Annotated in this window: 13 protein-coding genes; all 13 read left to right on the forward strand. The window is 42.5% G+C overall.

What is annotated here, in order from left to right; translation table 11 throughout:
* Positions 1 to 239: 239 nt before the first annotated feature.
* The 13 genes from vanR to CLOSA_RS06165 all read left to right on the forward strand — a co-directional run bounded on the left by vanR (position 240) and on the right by CLOSA_RS06165 (position 13,586).
* Entirely contained in the window at positions 240 to 941 is a 702-nt protein-coding gene (gene vanR / locus CLOSA_RS06105) for a VanR-ABDEGLN family response regulator transcription factor (protein WP_013271898.1), read from the forward strand.
* Positions 931 to 2,064 (forward strand): sensor histidine kinase, encoded by a 1,134-nt coding sequence (locus CLOSA_RS06110; RefSeq protein WP_013271899.1) that lies wholly within the window; start codon positions 931 to 933, stop codon positions 2,062 to 2,064. The genes vanR and CLOSA_RS06110 overlap by 11 nt, the downstream gene beginning before the upstream one ends.
* Before the next feature lie 140 nt (positions 2,065 to 2,204).
* Positions 2,205 to 2,996 carry a M15 family metallopeptidase gene (locus CLOSA_RS06115; RefSeq protein WP_013271900.1) on the forward strand — a complete coding sequence of 264 codons (792 nt, stop codon included), beginning with the start codon at positions 2,205 to 2,207 and terminating at the stop codon, positions 2,994 to 2,996.
* Between the two features lie 241 nt (positions 2,997 to 3,237).
* Positions 3,238 to 4,257, forward strand: a complete 1,020-nt coding sequence (locus tag CLOSA_RS06120; RefSeq protein WP_013271901.1) for a LacI family DNA-binding transcriptional regulator — start codon at positions 3,238 to 3,240, stop codon at positions 4,255 to 4,257.
* Between the two features lie 120 nt (positions 4,258 to 4,377).
* Positions 4,378 to 5,448 carry an ABC transporter substrate-binding protein gene (locus CLOSA_RS06125; RefSeq protein WP_013271902.1) on the forward strand — a complete coding sequence of 357 codons (1,071 nt, stop codon included), beginning with the start codon at positions 4,378 to 4,380 and terminating at the stop codon, positions 5,446 to 5,448.
* 37 nt (positions 5,449 to 5,485) lie between these two features.
* Positions 5,486 to 6,997: a sugar ABC transporter ATP-binding protein gene (locus CLOSA_RS06130; RefSeq protein WP_013271903.1), complete on the forward strand. Its 1,512-nt coding sequence runs from the start codon at positions 5,486 to 5,488 to the stop codon at positions 6,995 to 6,997.
* Between the two features lie 5 nt (positions 6,998 to 7,002).
* Complete coding sequence (locus tag CLOSA_RS06135) at positions 7,003 to 7,953, forward strand: ABC transporter permease (RefSeq protein ID WP_013271904.1); 951 nt, start codon at positions 7,003 to 7,005, stop codon at positions 7,951 to 7,953.
* A gap of 17 nt (positions 7,954 to 7,970) precedes the next feature.
* Positions 7,971 to 8,954, forward strand: a complete 984-nt coding sequence (locus CLOSA_RS06140) for an aldo/keto reductase (protein WP_013271905.1) — start codon at positions 7,971 to 7,973, stop codon at positions 8,952 to 8,954.
* Positions 8,955 to 9,280: 326 nt separating this feature from the next.
* The gene (locus CLOSA_RS06145; protein ID WP_013271906.1) at positions 9,281 to 9,856 is read left to right on the forward strand and encodes a TetR/AcrR family transcriptional regulator; all 576 of its coding nucleotides are present in this window, start codon (positions 9,281 to 9,283) and stop codon (positions 9,854 to 9,856) included.
* 14 nt (positions 9,857 to 9,870) lie between these two features.
* Positions 9,871 to 10,119, forward strand: coding sequence for a zinc ribbon domain-containing protein (locus CLOSA_RS06150; protein WP_013271907.1), 249 nt, complete (start codon positions 9,871 to 9,873; stop codon positions 10,117 to 10,119).
* A gap of 16 nt (positions 10,120 to 10,135) precedes the next feature.
* Positions 10,136 to 10,462, forward strand: a complete 327-nt coding sequence (locus CLOSA_RS06155; protein WP_013271908.1) for a carboxymuconolactone decarboxylase family protein — start codon at positions 10,136 to 10,138, stop codon at positions 10,460 to 10,462.
* Between the two features lie 286 nt (positions 10,463 to 10,748).
* A complete protein-coding gene (licT, locus tag CLOSA_RS06160; RefSeq protein ID WP_166431297.1) occupies positions 10,749 to 11,594 on the forward strand; it encodes a BglG family transcription antiterminator LicT in 846 nt (281 codons plus the stop codon).
* A 102-nt stretch (positions 11,595 to 11,696) separates the two neighbouring features.
* Entirely contained in the window at positions 11,697 to 13,586 is a 1,890-nt protein-coding gene (locus CLOSA_RS06165; protein WP_013271910.1) for a beta-glucoside-specific PTS transporter subunit IIABC, read from the forward strand.
* Positions 13,587 to 13,638: the final 52 nt, after the last annotated feature.

Consider the following 13,638-nt stretch of genomic DNA (forward strand, 5'->3'; position numbering starts at 1 on the left):
TTTTTATTGCCATCCCTCTGAATACTGCTTAAAAAGGTTCATGCAGTGATAACATTGGCAAAAATAGCATGATATAATAATAAGCACATGGGAATAATACGATCGTATGTGCCTAAAAACAAACCCGAACGATATTCTTAAGAAAATATTAATGATTTATCATGGAAAAAATCAAAATAATCCCCATACGAAATGGTAAAATCATACATACTGACGTTCAGGGAAAGGAATTATAATCTATGCAGGAAAAAATACTTGTCGTAGATGACGAGCAAGAGATTTCAGATTTGTTAGAACTCTATTTACAAAATGAAAATTATTCGGTATTTAAGTTTTATACTGCAAAAGAGGCTCTTGCTTGCATTGAAACTACGGAGATTGATATTGCTATTTTGGACATCATGCTGCCGGATATGAGCGGTTTTACACTCTGCCAGAAGATTAGGGTGAACCATGCCTACCCGATCATCATGCTGACAGCCAAGGACCAGGAGATTGATAAGATTACCGGGCTTACCCTTGGAGCTGATGATTATATTACAAAACCATTTCGTCCGTTGGAGGTGGTAGCGCGGGTAAAGGCACAGCTTCGGCGCTATAAAAAGTATAATTCAGTTCAGGCAGGTACAACAGAAGAAAGTATCATCGTGCATTCCGGTTTGGTGTTGAACAGCAGCACCCACGAATGCATTTTAAATGAAAAACCGCTGGACCTTACGCCCACCGAGTTTTACATTCTTCGTATTCTCTTAGAACGAAAGGGAAAAGTGGTTAGCGCAGAAGAGCTTTTTCGTGAAATCTGGAAAGACGAGTATTACACGAAAAGCAATAACACTATAACAGTCCATATTCGTCATTTACGTGAAAAAATGGGGGATACGGTGGAGAATCCACAATATATCAAGACAATCTGGGGAGTGGGGTACAAAATTGAACTATAATTTTCAGGATGCATCTGGATACAGAAAGTTCAGACAAAAGATACTATGGCAGCTAATTATTATGGCTGTTATATCATTTACGGTAATTGTAGTCATCTATATGATGGTTTGGAAAGGTAAAGTAGGCAACCTGCTGGTAAAATTTTTCCAAAGGTTTTTGCACATGACGCAAGAAGAAGCATTTACCACCTATCATTATGTGTTCCGGTATAACTTTGGACTTTTTTTCCTTGGTGCTGCGCTTTTCGTATATTTTCTGTTGCTTTTCATATTTCTCCATCGGTTCACCCGATATTTTGATATAATCAATCATGGAATTGATGCATTGGTTTCAGAACAGGATGATTTCATACAACTGGTTCCTGAAATGGCCGCCATTGAAGAGAAGCTGAACACTGTCCGAAAGACTTTGTCTGACCGTGCTTACCGTGCTCAGGAAGCAGAGCAGAGAAAAAGCGACCTCATCATGTATCTGGCTCACGATATACGGACACCGCTCACTTCTGTGATTGGTTATCTAAGCCTGCTGGATGAGGCTCCGGACATGCCGTTGGAGCAAAAGGCAAAATATGTCCATATTACATTGGAGAAAGCATACCGGCTGGAGAATCTGGTAAATGAGTTCTTTGAGATTACCCGTTATAACTCGCAGCAGATTAAACTTGAAAAACAAATAGTTGATTTATACTATATGCTGGTTCAAATAGCAGACGAGTTTTATCCGGTTCTCACTCCTAAGGCAAATACTATAGCGGTTCACGCGGATGAAAACCTTACCGCTTATGGAGATCCCACACAGTTGGCGCGTGTGTTCAATAACATTCTGAAAAATGCTGTGGCGTATAGCGATCCCCATACGGAAATCTCCATTTCCGCGGGTGAAAGGAATCATCAGGTGGTGATTACGTTTCGAAATCAGGGTACCACGATACCTGAGGAAGAGTTATCCTCTATTTTCGAGAAATTCTACCGACTGGACAAAGCCCGTGCCTCGAATACGGGCGGAGCTGGTTTGGGATTGGCTATTGCAAAGGAAATCATAACTATGCACCAGGGAACGATAATGGCGGATAGTAAAGGTGGTATTACGTCCCTTACGGTAACTCTTCCGGTTACAAATTAGTAAGATATCAATCGAATATTAGGATTTTCTTAGGAATTAAACAACTCCATATTAAACTACAGGAAGCTCTTGTTTGGTAAGATATTTACCAGCAGGAGCTTCCTGCATCCGATTCATTGAAAGGAGAGAACTTAATTATAATGGTTAATTGCAATAATAATTATAGCGGCTATAAGAGGAAACGAGCATTAAAACAACATTCACGCTTGAGAAAGAACCATATGATATTGCGGCTGATCTCAGTAGCAGCTGTCATCGGTTTGCTTTGGTACTGCATCAATGGTTTGAATTTGAAAGAAGTTTCGCCTGAACCTATTTTATCCATTGGGACGGACAGTCCCGACATCAGTTCAGCCGACATTAAAAAAGATGATACGGATGATCCTTTGTGGAGCTTGATTCTAGTCAATCGATGGAATGTGATTCCAGAGGATTACCACGTAGATTTGACCAAATTATCAAATGGACAAACTGTTGATACACGGATATACCCGGCACTTCAGAACATGTTTGATGCAGCAAGGGCTGACGGTGTAAATCTCGTGGTCGTTTCAGGATACCGAACGGCTGAGAAGCAGCAGAGCCTGATGGATGAAAAAGTTGCAGCATATAAAGCGGAAGGATATTCAGCCTACCAAGCAAAGACCGAAGCAGAAACATGGGTCGCGATTCCAGGTACAAGTGAACATCAGTTGGGAATCGCTGTGGATATCAATGCGGATGGGGTTCAATCAAAGGGAAGTGAAGTTTATAAATGGCTGAAACAAAACGGATACCGTTTTGGATTTATCCTCCGCTATCCGCCGGATAAAACAGAAATCACTGGTGTGAGCAATGAGCCGTGGCATTACCGCTATGTAGGAATTAAGGCTGCCACTGAAATGAACGATCAAAACCTCTGCCTTGAGGAATATTTAAGAGATAAAAATTGAACAGAGGATCAGCCACCGGCAAGGACGAAGTACACAGCAACTGTGCTCATACTTTGTGATACCGGTTCCATAAAATGAGTAATAAGGTAGTATTATAATCTAATTTAATAGTGATAAAAATAAAAAAGTAACAAAAAATATTGAAAAAATAGTGTTGACACATAAAAAATGCTATGATAATATGGAAATGCAATATGAGGGACCGGTACCATAACCGAAAAAGAAGTACAAGGAGAATGATATGCTGACAATTCACGAAGTGGCAGAGCTGGCAGGTGTTTCGAAGTCAACGGTATCCAGAGTTTTGAATAATAATGGCTATGTAAATGAGGAGACCAGGCGCAGGATTGAGAAAATCATACAGGAACATCAATATAAGCCGTCTGCAGCAGCCGTCAGTCTTTCCAAACAGATCGGGAGCACAATCGGTGTGGTTATCCCTGAGATAGACAATACTTTTTTCGGGGAAGTTTTAAAGGGAATCAATGAAGTGGCTGATCAGAATGGTTTTTCTATCATCTATTGTGATACACAAAATAATGGGGATAAAGAACTGAAGGCATTATCAGCCTTAGAACAGCAGCGGGTGAGGGGTGTGATTATTACACCTGCCATGGGCTATGGCGATAAGGAGTCTGTGGACAAGTTAAAGAATGCTTTGGCAAAACTGGATGTGCCAGTGGTAGTGGTAGACAGGGATTTTGATTATTCCCAGTGGGATACGATTTATTTCCAAAACTATGAGAGCGGTTATATTGCAACAGAAAGCATGATCCAGGCCGGGAATAAAAAAATCGGCATTATTCAAGGTGATATGCAGCTTAAAATAGCCAGGGAAAGGTTCCGGGGATATCAGGATGCCATGGCGGCAAATGGATTGGAGATTCCGGAACAATTTGTGTTAAAAGGGGATTTTACCATAGAAACGGCCTATGAACTGACCAAACGTATGATAGAAAGCAAAGTACTGCCTGATGGCATGATTACCTGCAATAACCGTACTAGTATCGGGTTTATTAAAGCCATGATAGAGAAGGGTATTACCATTGGAAGTGATATTGCAGTTGTGGGAATTGACAATGTCCCCATGCTGGATGTGCTGGGGTTCCCATTCAGCTGTGTATCCAGGGATACCATTGAGATGGGACGCATGAGTATGAAGCTTCTTATGGAACGGATGAATAAGCCGGATGTACAAAGAAGCATTTGGGTAGCCCCCTGTAAGCTGGAGCTGAATGGCTCGGAAAAAACAAACCGGTAACGTTTGTTTTTTTTACCAGATGTGGGAGCGGTTCCATATTGAAATATATCGTATATGCACGGGAGAGACGTCATCCCGGATATATAAATAAAACTATATTATGAATGAGAGGGATCTATTATGAAGAAACGAATTTTAGCAATGATGATGGCAGTCACCATGGCGGGAACGCTGACTGCATGTGGCGGTAGTTCATCCACAAAGTCTACGGAAGCGGCCCAGCCCGCTACCACAACGAAAGCAGAAGCAGCGGAAAGTGAAAAACCAGTAGAACCAGAGGCAAAATCCGGTCCTTACAAAATAACAGTTATTATCAAAGCAACAGATTCTTCCTACTGGCAGACAGTACTACTTGGAGCACAGGCAGCAGCTGCCGAGAGTAACGGAGAGATTGAAGTGACCACTGCAGGTCCGGCATCTGAGACAGGAATTGATGAGCAGGTTACGATACTGGAAAATGCGATTTCTTCTAAACCGGATGGCATAGTCATTGCTTCCATCAGCTCTGAGGCTACTGTTCCGGCGGTGGAGGAAGCAGTAGCAGCAGGAATACCGGTTGTAACTGTTGACAATAAATTAGCAACAGATGCTTATACCCAGCATCTGGCAACCGACCATTATGCAGCGGCATCTACTGCTGCAGAGAAAATGGTGGAGCAGTGGAAAGAAGCAGGAATCGATCCGTCTGGTAAAAAGGTGGCAGTGATCAGTGCGGACTCCGGTTCTGCCGTAAACCAGGCACGTTGTGAGGGATTTGCAGATAAAGTGAAAGAACTGGTTCCAGACATTACAATGATAGAAACCCAGTATTGTGATAATGATATTGCAAAAGCACAGGATGCAGTAGACAATCTGATTCTCGCAAACCAGGACTTGATTGGGATATTCGGAGATAATAACCACATGGGAGACGGCATTGCAAATTCCATTGCTCAGAATGAAAAGTCCGGAAGTATCCTTGCCTATGCATTTGACTCTGATGATACGGAAATCGAAGCAATTAAAAGCGGTGCATTGACCGGCATCGTTGTTCAGGATCCATACGGAATGGGATATGAAGGCGTACGTTCCGTCATTGCATCGTTAAAAGGCAAGAGTGTTGAACATGATGTGGTAGCGGCTACGACTCTGGTAACCAAAGACAATTTAGACGTGCCGGAAGTGCAGAAGCTGCTGTATCCTGGTAAATAATAAATGTCAATTGGTCAGAAATTTATGGAGGTTGCAAATGCAGGAACAAATAATACCCATTGTCTCCATGAAAGGAATTGTAAAGGAGTTTCCAGGTGTACGCGCTCTTTCCGGCGTGGACCTGGAGCTCCTTCCAGGAGAAGTACATGCACTGGTAGGCGAGAATGGCGCAGGCAAATCCACGATTATAAAAATACTTATGGGAGTCTATAGCAAAACAGAGGGAGAAATCTATTTAAATGGGGAGAAAAAAGAGATTAAGTCCCCTTTTCATGCACAGTCATTGGGATTGGGGGCGGTGTATCAGGATGTGAATCTGGCACAGCATCTTTCTGTAGCTGAGAACTTCTTTATGGGACAGCTGCCCAGAACGAAATTCGGTACCGTGGATTATGCCCGCATGTATAGAGAAACAAAAGAGACACTGGACTCCATTGAAGTGCATGCGGACCCAAAAGCAATTATCAGGACGCTGCCAGTGGCACAGCAGGAGATGGTTGCAATTGGGAAGACCATGCATCAAAAGGCAAAGGCGGTTATCTTTGATGAACCGACGGCATTACTGACCGCAGATGAGACAAAACAGCTGTTTCGAATTATTAAGAAGCTGAAACAGGACGGCGTAGGGGTTTTGTATATCTCACACCGTATGGAAGAAATATTCAGTATCTGTGACAGGGCTACTGTTTTAAAAGATGGATGCTTTGTGGGAACCGTTGACATGAAAAATACGGATGAAGACCGCCTCATATCAATGATGGTGGGAAGAAACGTAAATAATATGTATCAGATTGAGCATGTTCCACCGGGTGAGACCATCCTTAAGGCAGAAAATATTTCAAGGGGAACCGCCTTTCAAAATATCAGTTTTGAGGTGAAGCGGGGCGAGATCTTTGGCATGTTTGGATTGGTGGGTTCCGGGCGGACCGAAATTGTGAGAGCGATTTTCGGAGCCGATGCCAAAGACTCGGGGAAAGTGACCTTTATGGGAAAGCCGGCAGATTTCACCAGACCGGTTTATGGGATTCAGGCCGGAATTGCACTTCTCCCGGAAGACAGGCGGGCTCAGGGGCTGGCGCTGGGCATGTCGGTGGCAGATAATACCAATATGGTTGCGGTGCACAAAATCACCCGTCTGGGAATTATGAATAAAGGAAAAGGCGAACGAATTGCCCGGGAGTATGCAGAAAAGCTCAGAACAAAGACACCTACGGTTTATCAGCGGGTCAAGAATCTGTCCGGGGGCAATCAGCAGAAGGTGGTTATATCGAAATGGCTGGCACAGGACAGTGATTTATTTATCTTTGATGAGCCCACAGTAGGAGTTGATGTGGGTGCAAAGCTTGAAATCTATAAAGTATTCGAATCTCTGATTAAGGAAGGCAAGACCATAATTATTATATCCTCCTATCTTCCAGAGGTTATGGGGCTTGCAGACAGGATGATGGTGATGTATGAAGGGCGTCAGATGGGAATTATTTCCCGTGAAGAGTTTACCGATGAAAACATCATGCGGTACGCTTCTGGTATGAAAGGAAAGGAGTCATAAAGACAATGGCGGAAAAGAAAAAACAAAATCTGTTCCTGTCCCGTTTTCAGACGGAGCTGCTGTTGGTGGGAATTTTAGTTGCACTGTTTTTGTTCTTTGGTATGAAATCACCGGTTTTTTTAAAAGTAGATACACTGATGAAGCTCTTAAAGCAGGCATCCATCTATGGGATCATAGCAATAGGTATGACCTTTGTTATAACGTCCTCTGGTATTGACTTGTCCGTTGGCTCGGTCGTTGGTTTATCAGGAATTATAGTTTCCATGTGCATGGTAAATGGAGTCCCGGTCCTAGTTTCAATCTTGATTGCCATAGGTGCAAGCGTGTTAGTTGGATTGTTTAACGGTGTCCTGGTACATAATGCAAAAGTTCCGCCGTTTATTGCCACCATGGCATCCATGACGGTTGTAAGGAATGTGATTCTGTTGATGACAGGGGCCAAAACCATATCCAACCTTCCCCAGGGCTTTACGGCATTTGCATCTGGCTCTGTATTGGGAATTCCCAATATGTTTCTGACCTGGCTGGCGATTATTACCCTTGGTATATTCATCACAGGAAGAACTGTGTTTGGAAGAAATATCTATGCTTATGGAAGCAATAAAGAATCTGCAAGATTAAGCGGAATCAATATTTCCTCAACGGTATATGGAGTGTATATATTCTCTGCGATTGTATGCGGAATTGCAGGCATTCTGATGGCGGCCCGCCTTGGCAACGGGGTGCCGACTTCCGGTGTTGGATATGAGCTTGATGCAATCGCTGCTTCTGTTGTGGGCGGTGCGAGTTTGGATGGCGGGGAAGGTTCTGTAATTGGTACCGTACTTGGCGCCATGATTATGGCGACGCTTCGTCAGGGCGGAACATTGCTTGGAATCAATTCGTTTATCATGGAAATTATGATAGGTTCGTTAATAGCAATTGCAGTAGTGATTGATAAAATGCGGAAAAGCTGATCAATGGAGGGAAGGCTATGATTTACAAGAAGGTTGGAAAAATTGCAGAAAAAATCTCGGTGATTGGAATTGGGTGCTGGAATTTTGGAGGCGATTGGGATTCCATGAATGACAGGAAATCATCACGGATTATTCATGCGGCAATTGAAATGGGAGTAAATTTCTTCGATGTTGCCCCGGTATATGGCTGGGGGCATTCGGAAATGGTTCTGGGAGCAGCGCTTAAGGAAAGTGGCTACAGAGATAAGGTTCTGATTGCTTCCAAAGGCGGCCTGCTATGGAATGAGAAGCATGAGACGAAAAATAATCTTTCAAAAGCAAGCCTGCTGAAAGAGATTGATGAGACATTGATCAGACTTCAGACTGACCATGTGGATATCTACCAGTTGCATTGGCCTGATCCCAATGTGCCACTGGAGGAAACGGCAGAAGCCCTGGAAGAAATGAAAAGGGCCGGAAAAATCCGTTATGTAGGATTGAGTAATTTTTCACAAACAGATGTAGATAAAATGATGGAATATACAGATGTTCATTGTCAGCAGAGCCTTTACAATATGCTGGAGCGGAATACAGACAGCTATCACAGCATTCCTTTGGAATATCTGACAGAAAAGGAAGTTCTGCCTAATGTAAGAAAGTATGGTCAGGCATTTTTGCCCTACAGCCCGCTGTTCCAGGGGCTGCTGGCCGGGAAATTCCATTCAGGGTCAAACTTTTCTGAAAATGATATCAGGAATGCAAATCCCAAGCTGGCAGGGCCGGCGTTCCGCCAGTATTTTGATGGTGCAGAACAGATTAAGAAAATTGCGGAGGAATATGGAAAACCAATGAACGAGGTTGCTTTGAACTGGCTGAGGCAAAAAGAGGAAGTCACTTCTATTATTGGAGGTGCTTCAACGGTAGAGCAGTTGGAGCAGAATATACAATGTACTGCCTGGGATATTGATGATGAAATGATGGCAAAGATTAATATTGTACTGGAACCATTTGAGAACTTATAAGGAAAGTTATTGATAATAGAATGGATGTATCAAATTGAAGCGGTGGTCTTGAAAGAAATTATCTAAAGACTGCTGCTTTTTCTTATGGAACTGACAGGCTCTCTATAAGTCACCTTTCTTCCGGCATGGAAGCCTGACCGGGCCTGTATTAGAGCTGGATATTAAAAAAACAGAATTTGTCATGGTATGGATGGAAAAGGAAGTGTGGCCATTTGTTGCAGGATGAGACATCTGCATCAAAGGCTTTTTTTTAAGGGAAACCATCTTGACACCTTAATAAAAAAAATGTATAATGAGTACATACTCATTGAGTTGGAGGTCATTAATTGAAAACAAAAAGGCAGCTGCAAAAGGAACATACCCGAAAAAAGATAATTGAAACAGCATATCAGATTTATTCTGAACAAGGTTTTTCCGCTACAACGGCTGTTATCGCAAAGGAAGCCGGCGTATCTCACGGCACAATATTTGCCCATTTCTCATCTTTAGATGAATTGCTGTGCTGTCTGATTCAGGATTTCGGTGATGCCCTGGGATCAGAGATACACCGGCTGGCGGAAACAAAAGATAATATTGAGGAGCTGTTAAAGACCCATTTGGATCTTTTAGCCCGTCACGAGAAATTTTATATCCGGCTGATTGCGGAAAGGAGTTTATTGCCGGAGGATGCAAGATTAACTTTTTCAAATATTCAATCCATTGTTGCTTTCCACTTTAACAAGGCATTTGAACGGGAAAGCAGTACAATAAAAGATGTTCCTATCCCCCTTTTGTTTAATACGTGGATGGGATTGGTCCATTATTATTTGTTAAACAAGGATTTATTTTCGCCGGATACGCCGGTTTTAGAACGGTATGGTTCAAAACTTACGGAAACTTTTTTAGAATTGATTAAAAAATAAAAGGAGGATATAACATGAAAGTTTGTATTGCCTGCGGTATGCCGATGGCAGAGGCTTCTGAATTTGCCTGCGGTGACACAACGAAAGACTATTGTGTACACTGCGCCCGCCCCGACGGCTCCATGCAGTCGTTCGAAGAAAAGAAGGCTGGTATGATCCGTTTTATCATGAGAACCCAGGGATTTGATGAAAAGGCCGCGATACAAATGGCCGAAAACAGCATGAAAAAGCTTCCTGCGTGGAAAGAATTTTTCCATCATTGAGAAAGAGGGGATAATTATGAAGGTAAGTACAGCATTTCAGGCTTTCGGATTAGAGGCACCAGGAGTGGAAAGAGCCTGGATGGATATGGTACAGAAACTGGACAAGGAAAGTGCGCTGGATAAGAAGACAGAGGAACTTGCCTATCTTGCAGTGATGGCTGCCGTAAGGCTGGAAAGCGGATTGCCTTTCCATGTTCAAATGGCAAAATTAAACGGAGCAACAAGAGAAGAGGTGATCAGCAGTATTCTGGTAGGATTGCCTGCAGTTGGAAATCAGGTTATCCAGGCCTTGCCTATCGCCCTGGAAGCATTTGATCATGATCCCGCTGTTTATTCAAAATAAGGAATATAGGAAGAACGAACTGACAGTAACCAGCGTATTCCGGTCTGGTCCTGCAGCATTGCATTTTCTGCAGATGAATAAAAACCATGATATTGACAATATGACGAATGAATGTTATAGTTAAGACAAGTTCATAGTGAGTGTTACTGATTCGATCAGGCATCATCAAATACCAATATCCAAATAATAGAGGATATTAGTATTTGGTGATTTTTTTTACTCTATTTTTTAGTTATAATTACCTGAAACCAACTTGATGGAAAAATTAACGTGTGAAAGGAGGTGTATGATGTTCGAGTTTGTCAAATCACTGAATAATAACATTGTACTTGCCTACGACGAGAATCATAACGAAGTCGTTCTGTTTGGTACCGGCATCGGTTTCAGCCGGAAGCGAGGGGATCTGGTAGAGGAATCTTCTGTCAGCAAGCTTTTCATCAATGACAGCAATAAGCGGCTGGCCCCTATGATTCAGAATTTATCGGAGGACATTGTATCTGTCACGGAAGATATCATCCAATATGGCTCCAGGATATTGGAAAAACAGCTTCATGCCTCTATTCTGATTGTTCTGGCTGATCATCTGTACTTTGCAATGGAGAGGGCGAAGAAAAATCAGAATGTAGATAATCCTCTCCAATGGGAGATTCCTCACCTGTATCCTAAGGAATATGAAATCGGAGCAAGGGGGGTGAAGCTTATTGAGGAACGGCTTTTTGTTAAGCTGCCGCCTCAGGAGGCATCCTTTATCGCTCTGCATTTTGTAAATGCACAATTTGAAAGTCAGGATATGAGTGATACTCTGAAAATAACAGAGATCATCAGCAGAATCCTGGATATTGTCAGCTACCATTTTCAACTGGTATTGGATGAAAATTCACTATATTACTCCAGGTTTATCGTACATCTGCGGTATTTTATTATAAGACAGGAAACTCATATGAAGGATACCATCGGATTAAACGACGAGAATTTACTGGAAACGGTAAAGACCCGTTATAAAAAAAGCTATCAATGTGCTGTAAAGATTGCAAAATACTTAAATGATGCCTATTCCTGGGACGTATCCAAGGATGAAATCATCTATCTGCTGCTTCATATTGAAAGGATAACAAGTGTCATTAAAAAGTGATGAAACATGTGGTCAAAATAAGAGTGTTACTATTCAATTAGGCATTGTCTGCGAAGAACGGTTTATTTTTATTACAAATAAAACAAAAAGGAGACTTTGTGTATGGAACATTTAAAACTAGCTCAGGAAATTATCCGGTATTGCGGTGGAAAGGATAACATAACCCAGGCATGGAACTGCATTACCAGACTGCGCTTTCATCTGAAAAATAAGGAAAAGGCAGATGTGAAAGCCATTCAGGCTTTAAGCGGTGTCTTAGGAGCCCAGTTTCAGGGAGATCAGTTTCAGGTGATCATCGGGAATGAGGTATTAAAGGTATTTGAAGGGATTAAGGAAGAGCTGGGAGACCTTGTGGTATCGTCGGAGGAAAAAAATCAGAAGAATAAAAAAAGAGAGAATCCGGTGAACGTGGTTTTCGGCGTAATTTCGGGGATTTTTAATCCAATTTTACCTGCAATTACAGGTGCCGGTATCATAAAGGGGATCCTGGCCCTGCTGGTGTTTTTAAAATTGCTCAATCCGGAGGCAGATAATTACTTTGTTTTGGATATGATTTCCAATGCCACTTATTATTTCCTGCCCTTTCTGGTAGCCTTTTCCGCAGGAAAGAAATTCGGTGTGAATGAACATCTCTCAGCGACCCTTGCAGGAATTATCATGTATCCGGCCTTTGTCAATTTAAGCGGACAGGGGATCAGTACGGTGAAGTTTCTGTTTTTAAATATTCCGGTTATGGATTACAATTCCACGGTAATCCCTATTATATTAGGCGTTCTCTTACTTAGCATGGTATACAAATTCATAGACCGTTTTGTGCCGGGCTTTTTAAAGATAATTGTAACGCCTGTGGCTTCCCTGCTTATAACCGCCCCTGTGGTACTTGTATTCATCGCTCCTTTGGGAAGCTATGTGGGCAAATATGTAGCCGCCTTTTTCATATCCCTGTTTGGAGTGGCAGGACCTGTAGCCGGATTTCTCATGGGCGGTCTTATGTCTGTCATTGTAATAACCGGTATGCACTATGCATTTTTTCCGTCTACTTTTGATGGACTGGGGAGGGTTGGCTACGATATTTTACTGCTTCCCATGAGCATTGTAAGCAATATCGGCCAGTGCGGCGCTGTTTTAGGGGCAGCCATTAAAATAAAAGATAAGAAAATGAAATCCATTGCATTTTCCAGTGCGCTTTCTGCTTTGTTCGGCATTACGGAGCCGGCAATCTATGGAGTGAACTTAAAATATAAAAAGCCCTTTTATGCAGCATTGACAGGCGGAGCAGTAGGAGGTGCCATTTACGGTATCTTTCATGTTAAGGCTTATGCTTTCAGTATTCCGGGTATTACGGCATTGCCTACTTATCTAAAAGAAGGGGAGTTAAACAACTTTATCTGGGCCTGCGCCGGTGTTTTAGCTTCCTTCCTCACTGCTTTTATCATAACCATGGTTCTTCCATTGGAAGGGAAGGAAAAGGAAAAGACAGAGGACAAGGAGAATCCGTCTGATAAGATCAGTCCGGATCAGGAAGGGCGTAACGTAAAAATACCGGTTGCAGCTCCCATGACGGGAAAGGCAGTAAGTCTTGATCAGGTTCCTGATCAGATGTTTTCTGAAGGCATTCTTGGAAAAGGAATTGCTATCATACCGGATGAGGGAATGGTGAAAGCGCCCTTTCAAGGACAGATCAAGATGATTGCACCGACAAAGCATGCCATTGGTCTCATCTCCGACCGCGGGGTAAACGTTGTGATCCATATTGGGATTGACACGGTGAACCTCCAGGGAAAGGGCTTTGAAATACTGGTGAAGGAAGACCAGTGGGTGGAGCAGGGAGAGCCGTTAATGAAGGTTGACCTGGGGTATATTAAAGAAAACCATTTAAATCCCATTACCCCTGTGATTGTAACAAACTCAGATGAATACGTGAATGTACTGGATCTTCCCATGGACAAGGCGGAGGCAGGAACCAGTCAGGTCCTCATGGTTTTTCAATAATTTTATGAAATGTAACCCTTTTTTTCAACAATCTATTTAAAAAGGAGAAAGA

The organism is [Clostridium] saccharolyticum WM1 (assembly GCF_000144625.1).
Classification (GTDB): domain Bacteria; phylum Bacillota; class Clostridia; order Lachnospirales; family Lachnospiraceae; genus Lacrimispora; species Lacrimispora saccharolytica.

What these genes read in the sequence shown, in the direction of transcription:
- vanR (WP_013271898.1), top strand. Translation starts at nt 240, where the DNA reads ATGCAGGAAAAAATACTTGTCGTAGATGACGAGCAAGAGATTTCAGAT.
- CLOSA_RS06115 (WP_013271900.1), top strand. Translation starts at nt 2,205, where the DNA reads ATGGTTAATTGCAATAATAATTATAGCGGCTATAAGAGGAAACGAGCA.
- CLOSA_RS06120 (WP_013271901.1), top strand. Translation starts at nt 3,238, where the DNA reads ATGCTGACAATTCACGAAGTGGCAGAGCTGGCAGGTGTTTCGAAGTCA.
- CLOSA_RS06125 (WP_013271902.1), top strand. Translation starts at nt 4,378, where the DNA reads ATGAAGAAACGAATTTTAGCAATGATGATGGCAGTCACCATGGCGGGA.
- CLOSA_RS06130 (WP_013271903.1), top strand. Translation starts at nt 5,486, where the DNA reads ATGCAGGAACAAATAATACCCATTGTCTCCATGAAAGGAATTGTAAAG.
- CLOSA_RS06135 (WP_013271904.1), top strand. Translation starts at nt 7,003, where the DNA reads ATGGCGGAAAAGAAAAAACAAAATCTGTTCCTGTCCCGTTTTCAGACG.
- CLOSA_RS06140 (WP_013271905.1), top strand. Translation starts at nt 7,971, where the DNA reads ATGATTTACAAGAAGGTTGGAAAAATTGCAGAAAAAATCTCGGTGATT.
- CLOSA_RS06150 (WP_013271907.1), top strand. Translation starts at nt 9,871, where the DNA reads ATGAAAGTTTGTATTGCCTGCGGTATGCCGATGGCAGAGGCTTCTGAA.
- CLOSA_RS06155 (WP_013271908.1), top strand. Translation starts at nt 10,136, where the DNA reads ATGAAGGTAAGTACAGCATTTCAGGCTTTCGGATTAGAGGCACCAGGA.
- licT (WP_166431297.1), top strand. Translation starts at nt 10,749, where the DNA reads ATGATGTTCGAGTTTGTCAAATCACTGAATAATAACATTGTACTTGCC.
- CLOSA_RS06165 (WP_013271910.1), top strand. Translation starts at nt 11,697, where the DNA reads ATGGAACATTTAAAACTAGCTCAGGAAATTATCCGGTATTGCGGTGGA.